Source organism: Pseudomonas sp. TWR2-1-1, from assembly GCF_049897045.1.
Taxonomy (GTDB): domain Bacteria; phylum Pseudomonadota; class Gammaproteobacteria; order Pseudomonadales; family Pseudomonadaceae; genus Aquipseudomonas; species Aquipseudomonas versuta.
Genome location: NZ_JAFCVM010000003.1, coordinates 319,159 through 341,926 on the forward strand (window position 1 = coordinate 319,159; position 22,768 = coordinate 341,926).

Sequence of the window (22,768 nt, forward strand, 5' to 3'; positions counted from 1 at the left end):
ACCTATAGAAACAGGCTCAGCCAGGCTGACATCAACAGCAACAGGGCCATGCAGCGGTTGAAGCGTTGCATGGCCCTTGCGGTTTTGAGCAACCTGGCCGAGCCCGCCCCCAGCAGCGCCCACATCCCCAGGCAAGGCAATGACACCAGGAAAAACACCAGGGCCAGTACCTGAGCCCGGCTTTGTTGTTCGGCGCCCTGACCGGCAAATACGCTGACCACGGCCAGCGCCATCATCCAGCTCTTGGGGTTGACCCATTGCAGGCTGGCGGCGCCCCACAGGCCCAGTCGCGGTTGCTGGCTGTTGGCTTGCAGTGGGGCGGTGACCGGTGCACTGAATATTTTCCAGGCCAGGCAGGTCAGCCATGCGATGCCTGCCCATTGCAGCGTGTGCTTGAACAGTGGCATGGCGCTGATGGACTGGCCCAAGCTGCTTGCGACCACGAGTACCAGGGTGGCGGCACTGGCGCTGGCGCCGAAGATGATCGGCAATGCCGCTTTGATGCCGAAGCGGGTGCTGTTGCTGAGCACCAGTAGGTTGGTGGGGCCGGGTGTGATGGATGCGACGAAGGCAAAGAGTAGAAACGGCAGCAAGGATGAGAACGGCATACACAGGATTCCGCAGGATGATGGACATGGCCCCATCATCGGCAACGGTGCGTCAGGCGTCTGGAACGTTTGAGCAGCGTTTTCGGTACAGCGCCGGAGTGAGCCCGTAGGCGCGGACAAACCAGCGGCCCAAATGGCTCTGGTCGGCAAAACCCAGGGTCATGGCCACCTCGGCGCATGGCTCGCCCCGCGCTAGCAGGCGTCGGGCGCTGGCCAGACGCAGCTGCACCAGATAGGCGTGGGGCGCCAGGCCATAGGCGGCCTTGAAGGCCCGATTGAGCCGGAAGCGGTCAACTCCGGTGACGCTGGCCAGATCATCAACCCCGACGTTGTGATGCATGCGCTCATGCAGGTATTCCCGTGCCAGCCGGGCGACGCCAGGCAGCCGTGGATCGTGCGGGTATTGCTTGCGCCAGTGCAGTTGCGTGGTGAGGGCCTGGAGCAGGGTGTCCAGTGCATGCTGGCGGACGATGCGCAGCTCGGGCTGATGCATGACCTCGAACGCACGTGCCGTGGCCATGGCCAGTCGCGGGTCAGTGGACAGGGTGCTGGCGAAGCTCAGGCAGGTGCTGGCGGGGGCCTCTTCAAACACGGCACTGAGTTCACGTTCGAGCCAGTGTGGATCGAGATAGAGCATGCGGTAAGTAAAGCCGTCGTCTGTCGGAGCATCGCCGTCATGGATCTCGCCCGGCTCCAGCAAAAACACGCTGCCGGGAGTGCTGCGGTGCTGAACGCGTCGGCAATTGAACTGCTGAACCCCTTGCTCGGTGACCCCCACCAGATAGCTGTCGTGCCAGTGCGGGTCATAGGCATGGCCCTGAAAATGGGCACGCAAGGTTTCGATGCCGGTTTCATCGTCCTGAGCCAGATCGATCCAGTTGTGAGCAGTCATGGTGGGTACCCGTACCAATACAGCCCGAGTTTTATCACGTGTGGGGCAGGGCGGGTCTAGAAGGTTTGTGCGCAGACGGGCGAGCCCCGAAAATGTGGCAGCCATTACCCGGGGCTCGTCAGCGACTACGTTCACACCTTGAATTGGCGCAACAACCCATTGAGCTGCACGCTCAGTTCTCTGAGGTGAACGCTGGCCAGGCTCGATTGCTCGGCCGCCTGTGCAGTGCTCTGCGACAGCCCGGCCGCCAGGGTCACGTTGTGGTTGATGTCTTCGACGACGTGCGCCTGTTGCAGGGTCGCGCTGGCAATGGACGCATTGAGGTCATTGAGCTTGCTCAGGGCCTGGCCAATATTGGTCAGGCTGAGCCCGGCCCCGGTGGCCTGTTCGATGGTCTGCGCCGAGGCGCGACTGCTGCTGGCGATGACATTGACTGCCGCTTCGGAGTGTTTGTGCAGGCTTTCAATCATGGTCTGGATCTCAGCCGTTGATTTTTGCGTGCGCTGGGCCAGCAATCGGACCTCGTCCGCCACCACCGCAAATCCACGGCCCTGTTCCCCGGCGCGGGCGGCTTCAATCGCGGCGTTCAGCGCCAGCAGGTTGGTCTGTTCGGCAATCGAGCGGATTACTTCAAGCACACTGCCGATCTCGCTGCTTTGCGTGGCCAATGCCTGTATCACTTCGACCGCCTGATTGATGGTGCCGGACAGCTGCCCGATCTGTTGCAGGCTGCTATCGATGTTCTGCTGGCCAAGCCCGGCCTGCGTCTGGGCACCCCGCATTTCGCCGGCGGCGTGTTCGGCGTTTTTCGCCACCTCTTGTACGGCGTAGGTGACTTCGTTGATGGCAGTCGCCACCTGGTCCATTTGCAGGGCTTGTTGCTGGCTGCGTTGCTGGGCGTTCGTGGCGTCGCTGCCCATTTCAGTGGATGACTTCTCCAGTGCCGTGGCGGTTGCCTGCAGGTGACTGATGACGTTGCGCAGCTTGGCGGTAAAGGCATTGAAGTGCTGTGCCAGTAGCGTGACTTCATCCCGGCCGTGGGTGTCCAGGCTACGGGTCAGGTCGCTTTCACCGCTGGCGATATTGGCCATGGCCTGTACCGCATCCTGCAGCGGGCGCACGATACTGCGGGCAATAAGGGTCACCAGTGCGGCCATGATCAGTGCGATAGCAAGCCCGGCCGAGCCGGCTTTCAAGGCCTGGGTGCGGAATTCGGCCTGCATGTCATCGATATAGACGCCGGAGCCGATCACCCAGCCCCATGGCTCGAACAGTTGCACATAGGACGTTTTTTGCACTGGCGCTTCGGCCCCCGGCTTTGGCCAGCGATAGTTGAGCATGCCCGCGCCTTTGGCTTTGGCGAGGGCGGCCATCTCATTGAAAATCGCAAAACCGTCAGGGTCCTTGATGGTCGACAGATCTTTGCCATCCAGTTTGGGATTGGTGGGATGCATGATCATGAAAGGGCGCAGGTCATTGATCCAGAAATAGTCGTCATGGTCGTAGCGCAACTGGCTGATGGCGCTCAGGGCCTGCTGCTGGGCGGCTTCACGGCTCAGGCTGCCGGCGGTTTCGAGGCCGTGGTAGTAGTTCAGGACACCGCTGGCTGCTTGCACCACATGCCGGGTTTTCTCGGCTTTGCCTTCATACAGATCGTCATGTATCTGCTTTAGCATCAATAAACCCAACGCCAGCAGCATGGCCACGGCCACGATCAAAATCAGCCACAAGCGTCTGCTGATGGACAACCCGCGTAAGGTATTCATGAATGGTTACTCCTGTTTATTCTTGTTTTTTCATCGTTGGACGATATCCGGGCAGGCGCTTTGATGCGCAAGTCACGGGTTCACCCTGGATGTCTTAGCAGCGAAAGTGGGACGTGTCTGATAGGATCTCGGCCGGAATTCGCAAAGCTGAATGTTTATTGATTTCCGACAGTTATTTCACATCACCTTGGTGAAAATGACACACCTGTAACCCACCTCCGCGGCAGCGGTTGCAAACACATCTCAATTTTTGACTAATCCGCCCTGCATGACGCAGGGCTTTATGGGGGAACGATGGATCTTTGGACTGCCGCACAGGCGTTGATACTTGGTGTAGTAGAAGGCCTTACGGAATTCTTGCCGATCTCAAGTACCGGCCACCAAATCATTGTGGCGGACTTGCTGAACTTCGGCGGCGAGCGCGCCATGGCGTTCAACATCATTATTCAGCTGGGTGCGATCCTGGCCGTGGTCTGGGAGTTTCGCCGCAAGATCATCGACGTTGTCGTCGGCTTGCCGACTCAGCCCCAGGCTCGCCGTTTTACCGTCAACCTGATCATTGCGGTGATGCCGGCAGTGGTGCTGGGGGTGATTTTCGCCGACGTGATTCACGAGTACCTGTTCAACCCTATTACTGTTGCCACGGCATTGGTGATCGGTGGTGTGATCATGCTGTGGGCCGAGCGCCGCCAGCATGTGATCCGCGCTGAAACCGTGGACGACATGACCTGGAAAGACGCGGTAAAAATCGGTTTCGCACAATGCCTGGCCATGATCCCCGGGACTTCGCGTTCAGGCTCAACCATTATTGGTGGCCTGTTGTTCGGCTTGTCGCGCAAGGCGGCTACCGAGTTCTCGTTCTTCCTGGCGATGCCGACCATGGTCGGCGCTGCGGTGTACTCGGGTTACAAATACCGTCACTTGTTCCAGCCGGACGATTTGCCGGTGTTCGCGATTGGTTTTGTGACTTCGTTCATCTTCGCCATGATCGCGGTTCGCGCCTTGCTCAAGTTCATTTCGAACCATAGTTATGCCGCGTTCGCGTGGTACCGGATTGCATTCGGTTTGCTGATTCTGGCGACCTGGCAGTTTGGCTGGATCAACTGGTCGGCTGCCGCTGCGTGAGAAAAACGCTAAAAAATCGCCCTGAGCCTGAGAAAAACAGCGCCCCGATTCGTGGTCTGAAGGTCAAGCTGCTGGTGTTTGCACTGCTGTGCGCGCTGCCTCTGGGCGGTTCGGTGAGCCTGTTGCTCACCGGCATCAGCCGCGTACCGTTATTGATCTATGCAGTGGCAAGCGCTCTGGCGTTTGGCCTGTACTGGTACGACAAGCAACAGGCCAAAAGCGGTCAGTGGCGTACTCCGGAGAAGGTCTTGCACGGGGTCGAACTACTGGGCGGCTGGCCCGGCGCACTGGTGGCGCAACAGATGTTTCGCCACAAAACCCGCAAGTTGTCCTATCAGCTGTGGTTCTGGCTGATCGTGGCTGCACATCAGGCGGTGTGGATTGATGTGCTGTTCCTGAAGGTCACTTTTCTGGACCTGTAAGCCATCAGAGGAGCAAGCCGATCTGCCGTATTTTCGGCAGCTTGCCGACCACCAGTTGGTGGGAACGGCGCAGCAGGTCTTGTAACTCTTGTGCGCCCATCGGGTAGGGGGCCTGCATATTGATCCAGTACGCCCGCGCCAGATACGGCGACGGGCGTATTCCCGGGCGATCGACGTAGCCCAGGAACAACTCTTTCTCGACCTTGAACGACAGGCCGTTGCTGTTGAGGTTGAACAGGGCAAACATCTTGCTCTGGTCGATGTAGAACACTTCGACCCCGCCCCATTTCACATCCTCTTTCACTCCGGGCAAGCTGCGGCAGAATTCGGCTACCTGTTGTTTGGTCATTGCTGCGTTCATAGCAGTTTGTCTCCACAGCGGTTGAATGATTCGGCCAGGTGTTCGATCCAGGCCCGTACGGCCGGCATCACCCCGCGTCGATGCGGGTACACGGCATGCAGCCAGCCCCCGGGCAGTGACCACTTGGGCAGCAGCTGTACCAGCTGGCCACTTTGCAGTTCCTGTTCGCAATACATCATGGGCAGCACGGTAAAGCCCAGGCCGGACAGTGCACAGGCTTTGCGTACTACAAAATCATCTATGCCAAGCCGTGCTTCCAGTACCAGGTCGCAGGCTTTGCTCTGTTCATCGAGCATGCGCAGATGCACCATGCGGTCCGCTTCAAGTGCGCCCAGCAGCGGTACGTGTTTCAGGTCGTCAGGGCTGTTGATCGGCCACTGGCGCGCAAACGCCGGGCTGGCAACCATTGCCGTTTGCGCCTGGCGTAAGCGGCGCGTGACCAGCAGCGGGTCTTCATCCCCCAGTTCACGCACACGCAAGGCCACGTCAATGCCTTCGGTGATCAAGTCGACGCGCCGGTTGAGCAGGATTACTTCCAGCTGTACGTGGGGGTAGGCACTCAGAAAGGAGCTGATGACCTCGGGCATGAATTCATGGGCCAGCCCGACCGGGCAGGACACGCGCAAGCGCCCTCGCGGCTCGCTGGACATGCTGGCGACAGCCTCATCGGCCATCTCGGCCTGCAGCAACATGGCCTGGCAATGGCTCAAGTATCGTTCGCCGACGGCGGTCAGCTTCAACTGGCGCGTGGTGCGCTGCAGCAGGCGGGCCCCGAGACGTTCTTCGAGTTCGGCGACACGTCGCGACAGGCGAGATTTCGGGATGCCGAGCAAGCGGCCGGCGGCGGCGAAGCCACCGGCTTCGACAACCTTGGCGAAGTAATACAGGTCGTTAAGATCTTGCATGGCTAGGCTCACTGTCCTGTAGATGGGACAAACTATCGCACAAAGGCTGACTTATCGTCGATTGCTTTCATTGGTAGCATCTACCTCACTTGATCGCCCAGTGGCGGTCCTCACTTGGAGATCACCATGAAACTTTTGCATATCGATTCGAGCATTTTGGGCGACAACTCGGCTTCGCGTCAGTTGAGCCGTGAAGTGGTTAAAGCCTGGCAGGCAGCAGAGCCAGGCGTTGAAGTGAGCTATCGGGACCTGGCCAGTGAAGCCATTGATCATTTCTCGGCAGCAACACTGGTGGCCGCCGGTACACCGGCCGAATTGCGCGATGCTGCGCAAAAACACGAAGCCGAATTGAGCGCTGCCACCCTGGCACAATTTCTGGAAGCGGACGCAGTGGTCATTGCCGCGCCGATGTACAACTTCACCATTCCAACTCAACTCAAGGCCTGGATCGACCGTATCGCGGTAGCCGGCCAGACGTTTCGTTACACCGAAGCCGGTCCGCAGGGCCTGTGCGGCAACAAGAAAGTCATCATTGTTTCGACTTCCGGCGGCATGCACGCCGGGCAAGCGACTGGCGCAGCCCACGAAGACTATCTGAAGGTAATGCTGGGTTTCCTGGGGATCACCGATATTGAATTTGTGCGTGCCCATGGCCTTGCATATGGTGATGAAGTACGCAGCAAAGCCATGAACGATGCCCAGGCCCAAATTAAGCAGGATCTGTTCAGCGCGGCGTAAGTTATCTAAATCGATACACCTACTAAACTCTGTATTCTGGGGCGTTTGAGTTGGCCAGAGTACGGAGTTTTTTGCGTCTGGCCTTATCGATGTGGCTTGGGTTATGCAAAGCGGTCAGTTCTTGGCAGCGCTGGCTATAACCGGGCGCCATTCAAGGTGAGCCTCCATGATGCGTCTATGGGCAGTACTGATTTTTTTGTTGGCAGCTTGCCCCATCCTGGTGCGGGCCGAGCCTGTCAATCACTGGAGTGTGGGTTTTCATCGCCTGAGTTTCCTCGACCCGCTGGATGAGCAGCCGATGGGTGCCATTGCCTTTTATCCGTCCAGTGATGCCGAGGGGATAAGCAAAATCGGCGGTTATGAGATCGAGGCGACCGAAGAGGCAAAAATCGCCATAGGGCATTACCCGCTGTTGCTGTTGTCCCATGGCAACACGGGGACGCCGCTGGCCTTGCACGATCTGGCTACATCGCTGGCGCGCAAGGGGTTTGTGGTGGTGGCGGTATTGCACCCCGGAGACAACTACAAGGACCACAGCCGTTTGGGCACCTTGAGTAATCTTTACGGCCGGCCCATGCAGATTTCGGCGGCAATCAGCGCGACGCTGGCCGATCCTGAACTCTCGGTGTATGTGCATGATGATGAAGTGGGGGTCATCGGCTATTCGGCAGGCGGTGAAACAGCCTTGATTCTGGCCGGTGCCCAGCCCGATCTGGACCGTCTGCGACGTTACTGCCAGGAACGACCGGATGATCATGATGCGTGCACCACGAAGGGCGAGTTGATCGCGGACCGCGATGATCTGGAGCCCGTCGCCGATCCACGGGTGCGTGCATTGTTATTGATGGCACCGTTGAGCCTGATGTTCGGCCGTGAAACCCTGGCGGATGTCCATGTGCCCGTACTGCTCTACAGCGGCCAGGACGACAAACTGGTGTACCCCGATAAAAATGCGGATGCATTGGCGCGCAAGCTGCCGGTAGAACCTGAGTTCAAAGTTATTCCCGGTGCCGGGCATTTCGTGTTTATGGCGCCGTGTACTGATGCACAAAAAGCGGTAATGCCCGGGTTGTGCACGGACCCGCAAGGGGTTGACCGTGAGGACATCCATCGCGATCTGATTTACGAAGCGGGCCGGTTTTTCAGCAAGACCCTGGAGTCTTCGCCGGTGACAAGAACCGCCTCGACAGCTCAGTAACTGTGTCTGACTTTGCGCCGGGATAATCCTAGCGTCAGCATCAAGCCAAGAACACTCAGTACGGCGGCACTGAAAAAGATCCAGGGGTAGCCCATGTTCAAGGCAATGGCCCCCATGATTGGCCCGGCAATGGCCAGGGCCAGATCGAAAAATACGGCATAAGCGCTTAACCCCGCGCCCCGGTTGGACAGCGGGACCTGCTTGACCGCCTCAACCCCAAGGGCCGGGTACACCAGTGACAGACCAAAGCCCGTCAGGCCCGCACCCGCCATGGCGTATCCGGTTGAGGGGGCCAGCCACAGCAACACAAGCCCCACCGTTTCGATAGTCATGCAGGCGATCGCCACGCTGTAGCCGCCGAAACGATTGATGCTGTTGGTGAATAGCAGACGCGCAAGGATAAAGCACACGCCGAACACCGACAGGCAATAGGCTGCACCGAGCCAGCCGCGGTCGATATAAAACAGGGTAATAAAGGTGGTGAGCGTGCCGTAGCCAATGGAGGCCAGTGTCAGGCCGAGGCCATAGGGGGCAATCAGGCCGAACACTGACCAAAAGGGCATGCGTACGCCACGAACCACCGCAATTGAAGGTTTGTTGCGTATCAGCAGCAGCGCCAGCAACGCCAGAAGCAACAAGGCGGCGCCCAGGCTAAGGAAACCCAGTTTTTCGATCATCACCACGCCCAGCGGCGCGCCAATGGCGATAGCGCCGTAGGATGCGATGCCGTTCCAGCCAATGGCCCGGGCGGTGTGTTCGGAGCCGACCCGGGTAATGCTCCACATAATGGTGCCGACACCTATCAGCCCCTGGGCGATCCCCAGGAAGATCCGCCCGATGATCAAGATCCCCAAGCTTAACAATGGCCACTCCTGAAGCATGACTGCCAGGAATGTAAGGGCGCCGCTGATGGAGATTCCAGTCAAGCCTAGAACAATGGCCGGCTTGGTTCCGAGGCTATCGACCAGCCGCCCTGCGCCAGGACGGCTGAGCAGGGTTGCCAGGTATTGCGACGCGATCGTCAGGCCAGCGACGACCGCGCTGAAGCCCAGTTGGTCATGCACATAGCCCGGCAATACGGCAATCGGCAAACCGATGCAGATGAAAGCAACGAAGGTATAAAACACGATGGACAGTATTTGCAGCGTGACCGACAGCGAGCTCGCAGAGGAGGGGTGTTGCGCAGGCATAAGCAGAGTGTCCGGCTTTCAGTCGTAGATCGGCATAATGGCTCGGCTCCGGGACAAAGGAAAGCAGGCTAACGATATTGTTGACCGGTCAGAAACGAAAAACCCCGTCACCAGGACGGGGTTTTCGTTACGACGCTTTACTTAGCGAGGCGCGGTGTCCGATATATCAGAACACAACGCCCTGGCTGCGCAGGTAGTCATCGTAAGTACCGCTGAAGTCGATCACGCCGCTTGGGCTCAGCTCGATAATACGAGTGGCCAGCGAGGATACGAACTCACGGTCATGGCTGACGAAGACCAGAGTGCCGGGGTAGTTCTCGAGCGCCAGGTTCAGTGCTTCGATGGATTCCATGTCCAAGTGGTTGGTCGGTTCGTCCATGATCAGCACGTTCGGCTTTTGCAGGATCAGCTTGCCGAACAGCATGCGACCTTGCTCACCACCGGAGATGACTTTCACCGACTTGAGGATGTCATCGTTGGAGAACAGCATGCGGCCCAGAGTGCCACGTACCATTTGCTCGCCCTGGGTCCACTGGCCCATCCAGTCGAACAGGGTGTAGTCATCTTCGAAGTCGTGAGCGTGATCCTGGGCGTAGTAGCCCAGCTCAGCGGCTTCAGTCCACTTGACCGTACCCGCGTCCGGTGTCAGTTCATTGACCAGGGTGCGCAACAGTGTGGTTTTGCCGATACCGTTCGGGCCAATGATCGCTACGCGCTCGCCGGCTTCAATGGTAAAGCTGAAGTCCTTGAACAGGGTCTTGCCGTCAAAACCCTTGGCCATGTGCTCGACGATGACCGCCTGGCGATGCAGCTTCTTGTTCTGTTCGAAACGAATGAACGGGCTGACACGGCTCGAAGGCTTGACCTCGGCCAGGGTGATCTTGTCGATCTGCTTGGCACGGGAGCTGGCTTGCTTGGATTTCGAGGCGTTGGCCGAGAAGCGGCTGACGAACGATTGCAGCTCGTTGATCTGGGCTTTTTTCTTGGCGTTTTCCGACAGCAGTTGCTCGCGCGACTGGGTCGCAACGGTCATGTACTCGTCATAGTTGCCCGGGAACAGGCGCAGCTCGCCGTAGTCAAGGTCAGCCATGTGCGTACAGACACTGTTCAGGAAGTGCCGGTCGTGGGAGATGATGATCATCAGGCTGTTGCGCTGGGTCAGAATGTTTTCCAGCCAGCGGATAGTGTTGATGTCCAGGTGGTTGGTCGGTTCGTCGAGCAGCAGAACTTCAGGATCGGAAAACAGCGCCTGAGCCAGCAATACGCGCAATTTCCAGCCTGGCGATACTTCGCTCATCGGGCCGTTGTGTTGCTCGATACCGATACCCAGACCCAGCAGCAATTCGCCGGCACGGGATTCAGCGGTGTAGCCGTCCATTTCGGCGAACTCGGTTTCGAGTTCGGCCACGGCCATACCGTCTTCTTCGGTCATTTCCGGCAGCGAATAGATGCGGTCGCGCTCAGCCTTGACCTTCCACAGCTCTTCGTGGCCCATGATCACGGTATCGATCACGGTAAATTCTTCGTAGGCGAACTGGTCCTGACGCAATTTACCCAGACGTACGTTCGGCTCCAGCATGACCTGACCGCCGGACGACTCAAGGTCTCCGCCGAGGATTTTCATGAAGGTGGACTTGCCGCAACCGTTGGCACCGATCAAACCATAACGGTTACCGGCGCTGAATTTTACGGATACGTTCTCGAATAGCGGCTTTGCGCCGAACTGCATCGTGATGTTAGCTGTGGAGATCAATTACTTTACCTATCAATGGGTTGCGGGCCGCGCATTTGGCGCTTTGGCCATTCCTGGGGCATTTTGGAGCTTATCCATCTCTCCCCAGTCGCCGCTTGGTTCAACCAGCGGGCATAAGTCGAGAGCAGCATCTGGACGCTGTGTCCAAGCTGTTGGGCAATAAAGGCGGGATTCATGCCAGACATTGTGCGTATTGTCGCATAAGTATGACGGCAGTTGTACGGCGGGCGATAACGGGTCTTCAGCTTCTCTAGCGCCGGACACCATTGTGCGTGCAGTTAAGAGGTCTGGCGGACAAATCTGCAGGATTCTTGCCGGTGAGTTCTTCGTCCAAAGCGTCATCAGCAATTGTGCTGCGTCTGACCATGGCGTAACGCCTGATACCCGGTGAAGACATGCAGAACACCCGGGCTGGCCGCAGTGCCTGAGCCGTATCTCGCGGGCATGTAGATTGTGCTGCCTGACCTGCTAGAGGCGAGTCATGATCAGGGGGCTGGAGTTGAGCGTTACGCGTAACGTGCTTTGTAAATTTGGGCTGCGCCCTGTGAGGTTTTTTCATAAGGGCAGTGTATGTCGATCACCCGCAAATAATTACTCAGCGCAACCGATTTGCAGAAAGTGAAGAGGGAAAGACTCTGGATTTAGTCGCTCATGTCATTTTTCTAACTGAATAAATAGGGTTTACCAATCTGGGTTTATAGTTGAACGGTGGAGGCTCAAGTTCAGAAAAACAAACGGTGCGGTTACGCCCATGTGCTTTGGCTTGATAAAGCGCAGTATCTGCCTGTGCGAGCAACTGCTCGAGAAAGGTTTCGGTTTCTTTTTCATTTAGCGCCCGGCTTGAAATACCAATACTTACAGTGATGTGTTGGCCGGCCACCTGAACCCGTGAAATATGATCATGCACTCGTTTGGCCGTAAGTTTCGCACCTTCTTTGTCTGAGTTGGGTAACCACACCGCAAACTCCTCGCCGCCATGGCGAATGACGGTGTCTTGAGTGCGAACGCTGTCTAATAGCTGTTGAGCCAACTTACGCAGAGTCTTGTCGCCCTCTGCATGTCCGAAGCGGTCGTTGACCTGTTTAAAAAAATCAATGTCTATAAGCAGCAAGCTCCCTGTTGACTCACCGCTTGCGCAGTGCACCCACTGTTCGATATTTAGCGAAAGTGCACGCCGGTTTCCCAAACTTGTTAACGGATCAGTAAGGCTCAGATGTGCGAACTGGTCTGCTTCTGTTCTTGCCTCTGTCGCATATTGGGAGAGTTGAGCATTGGCATGCTTTAGCTCAGTGTTCACTTCGGCCAGTTTGATTGCTGTCTCTTGAGCATCATGCCGTGCTTTTAACAGTACGGCCTCGAAGCGTTGCCGTTCTTTGGCCACGAAAAAAAGCCAGATCACTATACGTTTGCCCTCGACGTCACTTATCCGCGCGTTAGTCATCACCGGTATCAGTTGCCCGTCGGCGGCCAATAGTTGCATGTAGAGCTCATTAAACTCTCCATTTTTTAGCAGCAAAGGCCAGGCATGGGTCTGAAGAAATATACGGCAGGCGGGAGGAAAGTAGTGGTCCATGTTGTCGCCGTCTTCAGGCTTCACCAGCCGTTTGAAGTCTTGATTGGTGTGCTGCACGTGACCATTACAGGTTGTGATCAGTACGGGGCAGGGCAAGCGTTCAAGGTAGAACACAACGGTTGCTCCTTGACAGGTATTGATAAACGTTCGCGGCCACTAGTTGTGGGTGGCTCATGTGAGCGCAATGTCCCGTGACGTCCATAATCTCCAGGCGACTGTTATTCAGATGACTCTTCAGGTACTCCCCGACATGCAAAGGCACCAGAGCATCTCTGCGATGCTGCAGAATGAGGCTCGGTATTGTGCAACGGCCCAGGTCTTCACGAATGTCGGAGAAGAACGTTGCCTGGGCAAAGCGCCGCGCCATGACCGGGTCAGTTGAACAGAAACTGCCAGTCAGTTGAGAAGTGAGTGGCTGGTCAGAATCTGAACCCGCAACTAGAGGCGCGAAGTAATGCGCCCAGCCAATGTAGTTTTGATCCATTAGTTCCAGCAATGCTTCGAGATCCTCTCGCTCAAAGCCACCACTGTAATTGGGTGGATCATTCAAAAAACAAGGCGAGGGGCCTACCAGAATCATGTGTGAAAAAAGCTCAGGGCGTTGTATTGAAGCCAGGATGCCGATGCTGCAGCTTACTGAATGCCCGACGAAGGTTACGTTATTCGAGAGTTCGAGGGCATCGTAAACTTCGATCAAGTCCTGCGCATATCCCAGGAGTGACCCGTACCGGTCAGGATCAAATGCATGTACATCTGATTTACCGCTACCGACATAGTCGAACACTATTTGCCGGTGACTGGAGGAAAACTCGGGTGTCAGGAGTTGCCACATGTCTTGATTGCAGCCAAACCCATGTGCATACAGCAAGACAGGTGCATGCGGACTCGCGTGCAGTAATTGTTGAACGTTATTGCGCTGGATGACATCCACTTCTACTACACCTCCTGTGAAGAGCTCCGGCGATCAGATATCCAAATTCAGCCACTAAGTCGCGTCGAAACAGGGCGCGAGTATAGCGTTCGTGGCAATTGAAATGGCAGGCACATGGCCAGTATTTGTGGTTTCTAATTGGCAAGCGCCTGCCGGGCTCATCCTGGATGGCCCTGTGGCCCATGAAGGCTATGTTCATGGGAACAGACCAGTGACTACTGCAATCCGTTCCAATTCATAATGGCGTGGTGAGCGAAAACGGAATGCGCAGTTCTTCGACAGGACCTGTATCCCGGCCGCACATTTCGTCGTGCACGCATTGCTGCACCATCACGCAAGGAAAGGCCGGCACGCTCTGCAGCAATTCACGCAGGTGGGAGATCGAACGCAGGTGCATCGGCTTGGCTGCATTATCAAGCAAGGTGAACTGGCCGTGATCCAGACGGATCCGTGCCAGATAAAAACCACCTTCGAGTGACAGCAGCTCCAGCTCGCGTATTTCAGTGTTGGCCGCATGTTCGATGAGGGTATGCAGGTTCATGCTTCACTCCTTGCCTACCAGGGCAGGCGTTCTCCATCGTAGGCAAAGAAATGGCCGCTGTCGGCCGGCGTCAACTGGTCAATCAAGGTCAGTAATTGGGCCGCGGCAATGTCTGCCGGGCGGGCGTTGGTGGCTCCGCGAAAAGGTTGCGACAACCCCGACACAACCGTGCCCGGGTGCAGGCTGAGCAAGCGGCTTTGCGGGCGGGTACGCGCCAGTTCGATGGCGGCGGTCTTGATCAGCATGTTCAGCGCAGCCTTGGAGGCGCGATAGGCGTACCAGCCGCCCAGACGGTTGTCGCCAATGCTCCCGACCTTCGCCGAAAGCATCGCCATCGCTCCCCGAGGTTCGAGCAGCGGCAGAAAGTGGCGTAACACCAATGCCGGCCCCAACGTGTTCACTTGAAACACGGCCTGCAGCGCCTCCGGCTCGATCGCGCTGAAGCTTTTTTCCGGCTTGATCCGGTCGCGATGGAGCAGGCCGGCAGCGTGTACGATCAGTTGATAGGGCGCTTCGGCTGCCAGTTCGGTGGCGGCGTTGGCAATCGTTTCGGGTCGCTCAAGGTCCAGCTCGGGAACGGTATGGCGCCCCAGCGCGCGAACCCCGGCACAGCGCGGATCCTGTTTGAGCAGTTCGCAAAAGGCCGTGCCGAGGGCTCCACTGGCGCCGATCACCAGCGCGCGATAACCGTCGCCGAGCGAGGCCATGGTCAATGTGTGGCTCATTGGTTTGCTCCGACGGCCTGGCGACGGAAGAACAAGGTCACCTGGCCGACCTCTACCCCGAACTTGGACATGCGGGTGCGGTTGATCAGCGTGTCCTCGTCCATCAAGTACATCCAGTCGTCCATGCTCATTTCGTAGCTCGAGTCGCCGACCGGCAGGTTCAGGCGATAACGCCAGTGCAACGTGTTTCCAGCGACTTGGCCCTTGGCGACACCCACCACATCATCCGCGCGACCGCTCCAGCGCCCCTGGCCCTCTGGCGTGAGGGTCCAGACGCGGCGTTGGCGGGTGCCGTCGCTGTACAGGAAGCGCTCGTCGAGAATCAGGTTGTTGCCCTCGCGACGGCTGACGATGTTGACCTCGAAACGCTTGGCAACCTCACCGCTGCGCTTCTGAAACATCCCCCAGGCTTTGACGGGCTGGCTGAAAAAACGCTCCAGGTTCAATGCCGGTTGCTGATCCGCATAACGGGCGACATCCACACTGGAGCAGCTCGCGACGCTGAGTACCAGTGCCACTAACAGCACAAATCGGGTCATTGCCTTACTCCCTGGACTACACCGGTGATGAGGGTCAAGTCTTGAACCATGGGGTTGTACGGTTGGCAGCCCTCTGTACAGGTTTATCGTCGTCCGATGAGCTGCAGGAATTCCTGCCGCGTCGTCGAACTATCGCGGAAGGCGCCCAGCATCACAGAGGAGGTCATGACCGAATTCTGCTTCTCTACCCCGCGCATCATCATGCACATGTGCCTGGCTTCAATGACCACCGCCACACCGGCGGCATCGGTGATCTGCTGGATGGCTTCGGCAATCTGGCGGGTGAGGTTTTCCTGGATCTGCAGGCGACGCGCGAACATGTCAACCACTCGCGCGACCTTTGATAACCCCAGTACCCTGCCGGTAGGGATGTACGCCACATGCGCCTTGCCGATAAAGGGCAGCATGTGGTGCTCGCACAAGGAATAAAGCTCGATGTCGCGCACGATCACCATTTCATCGCTCTGTGACTCGAACAAGGCACCGTTGGTGACGTCTTCCAAGCTCAACGTGTAGCCATTGCACAGGTACTGCATCGCTTTGGCGGCACGCTTGGGCGTGTCTAACAGCCCCTCGCGCTCGGGGTTTTCACCGACGCCGACGAGAATTTCACGGTAATGGCTGGCTAATAGTGGGTTCATTCAAGTTTCTCGCGGCGGTGATAAGCGTGAGTGCCAATCCATAGCCAAAGAGTTGTACGAGGCTAAGTGCTTTGTATAGGTATTGTTCAAGATAGGCTGAAAAAAATCACCTGACAATGAATCGGCAATTTTTTTGTGCAGATGCGAAAACCTCACCTTTCAACCCCGCTGCCGCAGAGCTTGCATCAACTGTTCAACAACGATGGTTTCGACGGCACCTTCACTGGCGCCGGCCGCAAATACAGCGCTACACGCCGATGCATCGCCGTCGCAAACGCGGTAGACAGCAATGACACTGCCGGGCCCGCAACCTGTGTGCCCGCAGAGGGAATATCCGCCGTCAATCGACCCCTGCATCACACCCAGACCATAGCCCGGGGTGATCCATGGGCGCCCGGGAATCGGGCCGCCCAATCTTCGTGCTGTTTGCATTTCCAGGAGCAAGCCCGGGCAGAGCAGGTCTGTGCAGAGGAGTCGATCCAGAAATAGCGCTGCTTGAGATATCGGGCCGATCAACAGACCGTGATAAACCCAGGCGGGGTCATAATTTGAGGAGCTTGCAGAATGGGTCGTTTGTAAGTCTGCTCGCGTTTTGGCAAAGCGAACGTTCGACAGGCCCAGAGGGCAAAGTGCCCGTTGAATCACCGCGTCATCAAGCGTCAGATCAGTTAGCCGTTCAATCAGCCTGGCGATGAACCAGTAGCCCACATTGGAGTAACGCCAACCGGTTCCGGGACTGTATCGAAGTTGAGCACCGTCAAGACGTTGCATCATTTCATTGGCCGGCCAGGCGGGCTCATTGTTCGAAACGGCGGCGTGATACTGCGCAAGCTCGCCGTAATCAGCCAGACCGGCCTCATGGCGCAGTAGCTGGCGTAGCGTGAAGGGCTGATCAAGCACCGGGTCGTCCAACCTGATCAGCCCGTCCCGTACCAACGACAGGGCTGTTGCAGCCAGTACTGTTTTGGTAAAACTCCACCAGGGGACCATCGGCTCTAATCGGTCAGGGGTTTGTAGCAGACCATTTGACACGAGTGAGCTGAGCATTGGCTTCCCTGGCATGTTGAGCGAATCGACAGTTCGACAAGATATCTCATCCACTGTGTGAAATCGTCTGCAGGTGAGCCAGACCCTCGCCGGTACGCCAAGGATAGGTGAACTGCCCAGGTTGTCGGGATGCACTTTTCCAGCTGCTAGAGTGTCCTACCCACAAGCGGCATGATCCCTCCCGCTCGAGCCTTGGAGTCAGTATGCGCTATCTGGATTTCAGTTCCTGGGAGGGCATTCTCTCAACGCTATTGGGGTTAGTCCTGATAACCGTAATCGGTGTCGGTATCCGACTGCTCGCAATGCATACGATCCAGCAACGGCGGGAGCGGGAAAACCGCCAAATCAACGAACGGTTGCGCACGCTCATCGCGGCTTACAAAACCCTGGGTGGTTCATTCACCGGGAACCTTGAAGTCGATCCCACACATCTGCGGGATTTGCGTCGCAGGGCAGATACTGCCGCCGCCAGCCTGGATCCGGCCGCCGACAGCGAGACGTTGCAATCTGTTGTCGGACAAGGCAATGGCGACCGCTCAAGGCGGGTACGCGATGCCGTCGAAGCGGCGCTTTCCGACATTATTTTGCTGGGCACCGAGGAGCAGGTTCGCCTGGCCGCGGTTGCTGCCACTGAGCTTGTGGCTGGCCGCCCCATTCATACAGCCGAACTGGTTACTTCCCTGCGTGACTTCATTCGTGTGGTGCTTAATCTTGACCCTATTCCCGCAGCGCTTTCGATTCCAAGGCAAGGGCCGGTTCGTCCGTCATCTTCGGGTGGCGGCAAAGGCGACAAGGGCGATTCAAAGGGCGGCGCTAAAGGTGGTGGTGGTGGTGGTGGTGCAGGCGGCGACGGTGGCGCAATGGGCACTGCGTCGCAGCTTGAGCCCCGGCAAGACCCGCATCGTTGAAAGCGGGTTGAATCCGGGGCTCGGCGTATTGCATTTTGTGTTCTGCCAGGCCTGAGCGGACATTAATCAGGTGCACCTCAAAGCTGTTACACGCTGATATTTATCAGTATAAAAGCCTGCTGTTTTGGAGTTTTTGACTATTCAAGCGAAAAGGATCCGTCCATGTCCGGCCGTACCGTTTTTTCCCGTCTGCTTGGTGCTTGCGCCCTCAGCCTTGCCATTGGTAATGCCCACGCCAGCCCGTCTGCACCGGCACCTGAATCTCTAAACCTGTTGCTCGCAACCATGAATGAGCGACTGAACATCGCGGACCAGGTCGCCCTCAGCAAATGGGACAGTGGCAAGCCGATCCAGGACAGTGCTCGCGAAGCACAAGTCATCGGCAATGCCCGAATGCTGGCCAAAGCCCGTCAGCTTGACCCGGATGCCGTGGCCGAACTGCTCGCTGCCCAGATCGAGGGCAACAAACTGGTGCAATACGGACTGTTGGCTCAATGGCAGGCCGCCGGCAAAGCTCCGGACGTCCCGCGCTCCGATCTCTCAACGCAGATCCGGGCGCAGCTGGATGAACTGCAAACACGTCTGTTGCAGCAGTACGCGGCTTTTGCCCCGTATCGCAACGACCCGGGCTGTTCACGCTGGGTGGACCAGGCACGCTCAGCCTTGGCCAAGGATCCATTACACAAGCTGGCATTGATCCGTGTGACCGGGGAACTGTGCTCCGGGGGCAAGCCCCGTTAGGACAGGCTGCGTGGCCGGCCCCATGGGTAGCGCCTGGCGCACTGAGGCTTGAGGCCAGACGTAGGGATCAGGGATTTGCCCATTCGCCGAGCGCTCCCGGAAAGCGCGGAAGACTCTCGCTCGGCGCGCAGCGGTTCGAGATTGATAACCGCATCCGGCGATGCAGGCCGCATAAAAAAGCCCGCTCAATCGTAGAGCGGGCCAGTTATGCCTGGGGGCGGCTACGTAAATACGGGGCGCCCGGGTCAATCAGTACTCAGGCGTGCATACATATCGAAGTTGCCTGGTTTTGTGCGCACGATCCTGAATGACCTCAACCTGCCTTCGAACTGAAATCCGCTATTTCTTAGAACCTTGGCCGAGCCAAGGTTGGTTTCAAGCACTGTGCCTTGCACCCGAATGAAGCCGTACTCTAAAAAAGCCCATTGTGTAAATGCCGAGCAAACTGCACTGGCAATGCCTTTGCCCCAAAATTCAGGCGCCAGGTCATAAGCCACTTCCGCACTTTTATTGGCTTCTGATATCGAGTGCAATCCGATGGTTCCAATCATGTTGTCATTGACCCCGTCAATGATTGCCAGCCGTCTTATCGAGGTAAAAAGCGTTGAGTCTATTGCGTCGAACATGGGCAGCAGATCGCGCTCTGAGCTCAAGTTCCAGCTGGTGTGTTGAACCACATGCTGCTTTGAAAGGTACGCGTACCATTGCGGTATATCTGTGCGCTCCAGCTGGCGAAGAGAAATACCCGGATAATCGACTTCTGGTGCTTTTGTAATTCTCATGTGTGCCGGGCCCTGTGCTTGAACACATAATCGCTTCAGTGGGTGAAAGCTAATATCTACAGGATGCGCAGCAATACGGCCACTGCGTCCATGCGGGTGCTTAGGCCTGGACAACACCCGGCGCCTTGGCGGCACCCTCAAAGCCCTTATAAAAATAACTTCAGTATCCAGGTGGGAAGTCATGAATAAAACGTATATGGGATGTCTGATCCTGCTCTCGCTGTCAGTTACCCAGGCCGCGGTCGCCAGAAGCTGGCAGGACATCAAGCAAAGTGCAGAGCTGCGGGTAGGCGTGCCCGGGGATTATGCGCCGCTGGCTTTTCACGACAAGCAAGGCGAACTGGTCGGCTTTGATATTGATATGGCGCGATCATTGGCCAATGAACAGCAACTCAACGTCAGATTCGTGTTGAGTAGCTGGCCAACACTGTCTGCTGACCTGGCAGCAGACAAGTTCGATATCGCAATGGGCGGGATAACTGAGACGCCGGCCAGAAAAAGCCAGTTCGGGCTCTCTGCACCGGTGGTCAAGAATGGCAAGATCGCCATGACCCAATGCGTCAAAACCAGGCAGTTTGAATCATTGGAAGCGATTGATCGCGAGGGCGTGCGGGTCACTGTCAACCCGGGGGGCACTAACCAGGAGTATGTCGATAAGCACATCAGGCAAGCGCAGATTGTCCGTGCTCAGGATAATATTGCCAGCCTGCAGGGGATTCGCAGCGCCAGTGCCGACGTCATGTTCACCGACTTGATTGAAGGCGACTATTACCAGAGCCAAGAGCCGGGTGTTTTCTGTGTGTCGACCCCCAACATCTTGCCCGGAACAGCAAGCGACAAAGTTTATATGATGGACAAGGAGAACCGGTATTTGCTGGAAGCGGTCAATACTTTGTTGTCCGGGGAATCAAAAAGCCGGCTCGCCAGACAATGGAAAATGTCGGAGTAAGCAGTGTGATGCAGGGCAGGCTCAGCAACCTGTCCGCCACATTGTGCAGGTTGCAGATGCCCGCGCAGTGAGCGCTGGCGAAGAGCCCGGCAGCAGTAAAATACCGGGCGAGCCAGCGTGAACCTCTTGAGTGTGTCGCACTCAAAATAACACTGGGTCAGGCTTCGTCTGGCCGGAGGTACTCACATGAAACGAACAACTGTCTGGATCTTTGCATTAACAGCAGCATTGCTACTGGGAGGGTGCTGGCCTTATTGGCACGATGGGCATGATCGTGGACGCGACCATGAAGATCGTGGGCGCGATCACGCAGGCCAGGAATATCACCGTTACTAGCATTGCATTCGCAGCATCATTCCCCTTGCCCTGCCTCTAAGAGGCAGAGTCGGTTTACCACAGAGCCACACCCGCTGCGGCCTGATGCAGGAGAGCATCAGGCCGCATTTTGTGTGAGCCGTAGAAAAATCATTGGCTGACAACCCGGTCACGTTTGAACGCTCTGCAGCCTTCGGATAAATCTGCCGATGTCCGCCTTTCGGGATCTGAGGGCGTGAAGATTATGCTTGTCGCTAGAGGTCGGCTATATAGCGTGCGCCGTGCCATGATGCGCGAGCTCTAGAAAATCTTAAGCGCAAGGAATGTGCTGCAGCCCCGGGCGAACTTTTGTGCTTCGGCGCAAAGCCAGTAAGTGTGTTATCTGCCGATGGGGCGCACCGATTGAAAACTCTACCCGACGCAGACACCGGCTCCTCGCCGCAAACCAATCGCCTAAAGGATTTGCTGGCCGGATTATCCATCGCCGGTTTGCTGCTTCCCGAGGCGGTGGCCTATTCCAGCATTGGCGCGTTGCCTCCCCAGGCGGGTGTCATTGCCTTGTTTGCCGGTTTGGTGTGCTACGGCCTGCTTGGCACCAGTCGTTATGCCATCGTGTCTGCGACATCATCGTCTGCGGCGGTACTGGCAGCCGCTACGGCCAGTCTGGCCGGTGGAGATTCAGCCCTGAGGCTGTCACTGGCGATGGGGCTGGTACTCACCAGTGCAGTGTTTTTCCTGTTGGCCGGGCTATTCAAACTGGGTGGCGTCACCTCTTTTATTGCCAGACCAGTGCTGCGTGGTTTTGCTTTCGGTCTGGCGCTGACGATTATTCTCAAGCAACTGGCCAGCGTGGCCGGGGTGCATCTTGCGGATAACAACCTGATCCGTTTTTTACCCCAGTTACTGGACCAACTGCCCCGGTGGAACTGGCCCGCAATTGCCGTGGCGGGTTGTTCGTTGCTGTTGTTGTGGCTCTGCGCGCGGGTTCGGTCATTGCCGGGCGGGCTGTTGGTGGTGATCTTCGGAATTGGCGCCGGGCAGTGGCTGGATTTGCAGGCCCACGGAGTGGCCTTGATCGGTGTGATCGACCTGCAACTGGAACTGGGCCATTTGCCGCGCTTGCCGTTCGCTGACTGGCTGCGCCTGGGGGAGTTGGCGTTTGCCATGGTCATGATTTTGTACGCAGAGTCGTATGGCTCCATCAGTTCGTTTGCCCTCAAGCATACTGACCATGTGTCCTCCAACCGTGATCTGCTGGCCTTGGGGGCGGCTAATCTGGTGTCCGGGCTGTTGCACGGGATGCCGGTCGGTGCGGGCTATTCGGCGACGTCAGCCAATGAAGCAGCCGGTGCCAGCTCGCGCCTGGCCGGGCTGTTTGCGGCTCTTGTGGTGCTGATTATTGTGCTCACCGTGTTGCCCTTCGTGGCATTGACCCCGGAGCCGGTACTGGCGGCCATTGTCATCTATGCCCTGGGCCGCAGTTTGAGCCTGCAGCCTTTGGCCCGCTACTTCATCTGGAAACGTGACCGGTTACTGGTGGTTGCTGCCGTCACGGCGGTGGTAATACTGGGTGTGCTGGACGGTTTGCTGGTGGCTGTGGCGATCAGTGTGGTGCTGATGCTGCGTCAAATGTCATCTGCGGATACGCAGGTGCTTGGGCGCATGGGGGATGGCCATGACTTTGTCGATCGCCTGCACCATCCCGATGCCCGGGAGATACCGGGCCTGCTGATCATACGACCCGGCCAGGCGCTGTTTTTTGCCAATGCCGAGCGAATTCTCAGGGCCGCTTCAGGCTTGATGCGCAGGGCGACGGTTCCGATACAGACGGTGGTGCTCAGCCTGGAAGAATCACCGGACCTGGATGGCACCAGTATCGAAGCCCTGGCCGGGTTTTTTACTCAGGTGCGGGCTGAGGGCAGGAGGCTGGTGCTGGCCCGTGTGCGGCATGAGGCGCGTGAAGTGTTGCAAGCGTTGCCAGAGGCAGTGTACCCCTATGTGCTGTTAACCGGCTTGAGTGTCGACGACGCGGTGCAACTGGCGCTGCAGGGCGCAGGGGAGCAACGAAACAGCCACAACTAGCGCTATTCAGTTACCCTCGCAGCCACGTGTACGCCT

General features: G+C 57.4%; 23 protein-coding genes and 1 pseudogene. 8 read left to right on the forward strand and 16 right to left on the reverse strand.

The annotated features are described in order from the left end of the window. Window positions 1–2 precede the first annotated feature (2 nt). From ACP7BO_RS09620 to ACP7BO_RS09630, 3 genes are all read right to left on the reverse strand, one after another. Window positions 3–608, reverse strand: a complete 606-nt coding sequence (locus ACP7BO_RS09620; RefSeq protein ID WP_426209907.1) for a LysE family translocator — start codon at window positions 606–608, stop codon at window positions 3–5. Window positions 609–660: 52 nt separating this feature from the next. After that, a complete protein-coding gene (locus tag ACP7BO_RS09625) occupies window positions 661–1,500 on the reverse strand; it encodes an AraC family transcriptional regulator (RefSeq protein ID WP_426209909.1) in 840 nt (279 codons plus the stop codon). Window positions 1,501–1,631: 131 nt separating this feature from the next. Beyond that, window positions 1,632–3,266, reverse strand: a complete 1,635-nt coding sequence (locus ACP7BO_RS09630) for a methyl-accepting chemotaxis protein (RefSeq protein WP_426209912.1) — start codon at window positions 3,264–3,266, stop codon at window positions 1,632–1,634. 294 nt (window positions 3,267–3,560) lie between these two features. On the opposite strand from ACP7BO_RS09630, the gene ACP7BO_RS09635 reads away from it, so the two are divergent. Next, window positions 3,561–4,391: an undecaprenyl-diphosphate phosphatase gene (locus ACP7BO_RS09635; RefSeq protein ID WP_060692705.1), complete on the forward strand. Its 831-nt coding sequence runs from the start codon at window positions 3,561–3,563 to the stop codon at window positions 4,389–4,391. Further along, window positions 4,388–4,813 carry a DUF1294 domain-containing protein gene (locus ACP7BO_RS09640; protein WP_426209914.1) on the forward strand — a complete coding sequence of 142 codons (426 nt, stop codon included), beginning with the start codon at window positions 4,388–4,390 and terminating at the stop codon, window positions 4,811–4,813. The genes ACP7BO_RS09635 and ACP7BO_RS09640 overlap by 4 nt, the downstream gene beginning before the upstream one ends. Window positions 4,814–4,817: 4 nt before the next feature. Here the strand turns inward: ACP7BO_RS09640 and ACP7BO_RS09645 are convergent, their stop codons facing one another. Together ACP7BO_RS09645 and ACP7BO_RS09650 are read right to left on the reverse strand one after the other, a co-directional pair. Further along, window positions 4,818–5,162, reverse strand: coding sequence for an MmcQ/YjbR family DNA-binding protein (locus ACP7BO_RS09645; RefSeq protein WP_397456877.1), 345 nt, complete (start codon window positions 5,160–5,162; stop codon window positions 4,818–4,820). An 8-nt stretch (window positions 5,163–5,170) separates the two neighbouring features. Next, window positions 5,171–6,079, reverse strand: coding sequence for a LysR substrate-binding domain-containing protein (locus ACP7BO_RS09650; RefSeq protein WP_397456876.1), 909 nt, complete (start codon window positions 6,077–6,079; stop codon window positions 5,171–5,173). A gap of 126 nt (window positions 6,080–6,205) precedes the next feature. On the opposite strand from ACP7BO_RS09650, the gene ACP7BO_RS09655 reads away from it, so the two are divergent. Together ACP7BO_RS09655 and ACP7BO_RS09660 are read left to right on the forward strand one after the other, a co-directional pair. After that, complete coding sequence (locus tag ACP7BO_RS09655; RefSeq protein ID WP_426209917.1) at window positions 6,206–6,817, forward strand: FMN-dependent NADH-azoreductase; 612 nt, start codon at window positions 6,206–6,208, stop codon at window positions 6,815–6,817. A gap of 166 nt (window positions 6,818–6,983) precedes the next feature. Next, window positions 6,984–8,015: an alpha/beta hydrolase family protein gene (locus ACP7BO_RS09660; RefSeq protein WP_426209919.1), complete on the forward strand. Its 1,032-nt coding sequence runs from the start codon at window positions 6,984–6,986 to the stop codon at window positions 8,013–8,015. Here ACP7BO_RS09660 and ACP7BO_RS09665 read toward each other — a convergent pair. The 10 genes and pseudogenes from ACP7BO_RS09665 to ACP7BO_RS09710 form a co-directional block, all read right to left on the reverse strand. Next, a complete protein-coding gene (locus tag ACP7BO_RS09665; protein WP_426209921.1) occupies window positions 8,009–9,205 on the reverse strand; it encodes an MFS transporter in 1,197 nt (398 codons plus the stop codon). The two genes, ACP7BO_RS09660 and ACP7BO_RS09665, sit on opposite strands and share 7 nt — an antisense overlap. Window positions 9,206–9,371: 166 nt before the next feature. Next, entirely contained in the window at window positions 9,372–10,958 is a 1,587-nt protein-coding gene (locus ACP7BO_RS09670) for an ABC-F family ATPase (RefSeq protein WP_073510215.1), read from the reverse strand. Window positions 10,959–10,970: 12 nt separating this feature from the next. Further along, window positions 10,971–11,257 (reverse strand): annotated as a pseudogene (locus ACP7BO_RS09675) (site-specific integrase); the annotation flags it as partial. Window positions 11,258–11,607: 350 nt separating this feature from the next. Continuing rightward, window positions 11,608–12,645 carry a GGDEF domain-containing protein gene (locus ACP7BO_RS09680; protein WP_397456871.1) on the reverse strand — a complete coding sequence of 346 codons (1,038 nt, stop codon included), beginning with the start codon at window positions 12,643–12,645 and terminating at the stop codon, window positions 11,608–11,610. Beyond that, on the reverse strand, window positions 12,632–13,462 hold the full coding sequence (locus ACP7BO_RS09685; protein WP_397456870.1) for an alpha/beta fold hydrolase: 831 nt from the start codon (window positions 13,460–13,462) through the stop codon (window positions 12,632–12,634). The genes ACP7BO_RS09680 and ACP7BO_RS09685 overlap by 14 nt, the downstream gene beginning before the upstream one ends. A 235-nt stretch (window positions 13,463–13,697) precedes the next feature. Next, window positions 13,698–14,003 (reverse strand): DUF6482 family protein, encoded by a 306-nt coding sequence (locus ACP7BO_RS09690; RefSeq protein ID WP_397456868.1) that lies wholly within the window; start codon window positions 14,001–14,003, stop codon window positions 13,698–13,700. A 14-nt stretch (window positions 14,004–14,017) separates the two neighbouring features. Beyond that, a complete protein-coding gene (locus ACP7BO_RS09695; RefSeq protein WP_426209924.1) occupies window positions 14,018–14,728 on the reverse strand; it encodes an SDR family oxidoreductase in 711 nt (236 codons plus the stop codon). Then, on the reverse strand, window positions 14,725–15,267 hold the full coding sequence (locus ACP7BO_RS09700) for a DUF3833 domain-containing protein (protein WP_426209926.1): 543 nt from the start codon (window positions 15,265–15,267) through the stop codon (window positions 14,725–14,727). The genes ACP7BO_RS09695 and ACP7BO_RS09700 overlap by 4 nt, the downstream gene beginning before the upstream one ends. 83 nt (window positions 15,268–15,350) lie before the next feature. Beyond that, window positions 15,351–15,908, reverse strand: coding sequence for a GTP cyclohydrolase I FolE (gene folE, locus ACP7BO_RS09705; RefSeq protein WP_426209928.1), 558 nt, complete (start codon window positions 15,906–15,908; stop codon window positions 15,351–15,353). 159 nt (window positions 15,909–16,067) lie between these two features. Next, a complete protein-coding gene (locus ACP7BO_RS09710; RefSeq protein ID WP_426209930.1) occupies window positions 16,068–16,955 on the reverse strand; it encodes a serine hydrolase domain-containing protein in 888 nt (295 codons plus the stop codon). A 203-nt stretch (window positions 16,956–17,158) separates the two neighbouring features. On the opposite strand from ACP7BO_RS09710, the gene ACP7BO_RS09715 reads away from it, so the two are divergent. Continuing rightward, window positions 17,159–17,863 (forward strand): hypothetical protein, encoded by a 705-nt coding sequence (locus tag ACP7BO_RS09715; RefSeq protein WP_426209932.1) that lies wholly within the window; start codon window positions 17,159–17,161, stop codon window positions 17,861–17,863. Between the two features lie 162 nt (window positions 17,864–18,025). Next, complete coding sequence (locus ACP7BO_RS09720) at window positions 18,026–18,604, forward strand: chorismate mutase (protein ID WP_397456863.1); 579 nt, start codon at window positions 18,026–18,028, stop codon at window positions 18,602–18,604. Between the two features lie 245 nt (window positions 18,605–18,849). Here the strand turns inward: ACP7BO_RS09720 and ACP7BO_RS09725 are convergent, their stop codons facing one another. Next, window positions 18,850–19,386, reverse strand: coding sequence for a GNAT family N-acetyltransferase (locus tag ACP7BO_RS09725; RefSeq protein WP_426209934.1), 537 nt, complete (start codon window positions 19,384–19,386; stop codon window positions 18,850–18,852). 181 nt (window positions 19,387–19,567) lie between these two features. On the opposite strand from ACP7BO_RS09725, the gene ACP7BO_RS09730 reads away from it, so the two are divergent. Beyond that, the gene (locus ACP7BO_RS09730; protein WP_426209936.1) at window positions 19,568–20,335 is read left to right on the forward strand and encodes a transporter substrate-binding domain-containing protein; all 768 of its coding nucleotides are present in this window, start codon (window positions 19,568–19,570) and stop codon (window positions 20,333–20,335) included. A gap of 717 nt (window positions 20,336–21,052) precedes the next feature. Continuing rightward, window positions 21,053–22,732, forward strand: a complete 1,680-nt coding sequence (locus ACP7BO_RS09735; RefSeq protein ID WP_426209938.1) for a SulP family inorganic anion transporter — start codon at window positions 21,053–21,055, stop codon at window positions 22,730–22,732. The last annotated feature ends 36 nt before the right edge of the window (window positions 22,733–22,768 follow it).

Bases quoted from the DNA above. Each gene is read 5' to 3' on its own strand.
- folE (WP_426209928.1), bottom strand. From the start codon at position 15,908: ATGAACCCACTATTAGCCAGCCATTACCGTGAAATTCTCGTCGGCGTC.
- ACP7BO_RS09665 (WP_426209921.1), bottom strand. From the start codon at position 9,205: ATGCCTGCGCAACACCCCTCCTCTGCGAGCTCGCTGTCGGTCACGCTG.
- ACP7BO_RS09700 (WP_426209926.1), bottom strand. From the start codon at position 15,267: ATGACCCGATTTGTGCTGTTAGTGGCACTGGTACTCAGCGTCGCGAGC.
- ACP7BO_RS09730 (WP_426209936.1), top strand. From the start codon at position 19,568: ATGAATAAAACGTATATGGGATGTCTGATCCTGCTCTCGCTGTCAGTT.
- ACP7BO_RS09645 (WP_397456877.1), bottom strand. From the start codon at position 5,162: ATGACCAAACAACAGGTAGCCGAATTCTGCCGCAGCTTGCCCGGAGTG.
- ACP7BO_RS09635 (WP_060692705.1), top strand. From the start codon at position 3,561: ATGGATCTTTGGACTGCCGCACAGGCGTTGATACTTGGTGTAGTAGAA.
- ACP7BO_RS09625 (WP_426209909.1), bottom strand. From the start codon at position 1,500: ATGACTGCTCACAACTGGATCGATCTGGCTCAGGACGATGAAACCGGC.
- ACP7BO_RS09690 (WP_397456868.1), bottom strand. From the start codon at position 14,003: ATGAACCTGCATACCCTCATCGAACATGCGGCCAACACTGAAATACGC.
- ACP7BO_RS09695 (WP_426209924.1), bottom strand. From the start codon at position 14,728: ATGAGCCACACATTGACCATGGCCTCGCTCGGCGACGGTTATCGCGCG.
- ACP7BO_RS09620 (WP_426209907.1), bottom strand. From the start codon at position 608: ATGCCGTTCTCATCCTTGCTGCCGTTTCTACTCTTTGCCTTCGTCGCA.
- ACP7BO_RS09650 (WP_397456876.1), bottom strand. From the start codon at position 6,079: ATGCAAGATCTTAACGACCTGTATTACTTCGCCAAGGTTGTCGAAGCC.
- ACP7BO_RS09720 (WP_397456863.1), top strand. From the start codon at position 18,026: ATGTCCGGCCGTACCGTTTTTTCCCGTCTGCTTGGTGCTTGCGCCCTC.
- ACP7BO_RS09630 (WP_426209912.1), bottom strand. From the start codon at position 3,266: ATGAATACCTTACGCGGGTTGTCCATCAGCAGACGCTTGTGGCTGATT.
- ACP7BO_RS09660 (WP_426209919.1), top strand. From the start codon at position 6,984: ATGATGCGTCTATGGGCAGTACTGATTTTTTTGTTGGCAGCTTGCCCC.
- ACP7BO_RS09715 (WP_426209932.1), top strand. From the start codon at position 17,159: ATGCGCTATCTGGATTTCAGTTCCTGGGAGGGCATTCTCTCAACGCTA.
- ACP7BO_RS09710 (WP_426209930.1), bottom strand. From the start codon at position 16,955: ATGCTCAGCTCACTCGTGTCAAATGGTCTGCTACAAACCCCTGACCGA.
- ACP7BO_RS09725 (WP_426209934.1), bottom strand. From the start codon at position 19,386: ATGAGAATTACAAAAGCACCAGAAGTCGATTATCCGGGTATTTCTCTT.
- ACP7BO_RS09655 (WP_426209917.1), top strand. From the start codon at position 6,206: ATGAAACTTTTGCATATCGATTCGAGCATTTTGGGCGACAACTCGGCT.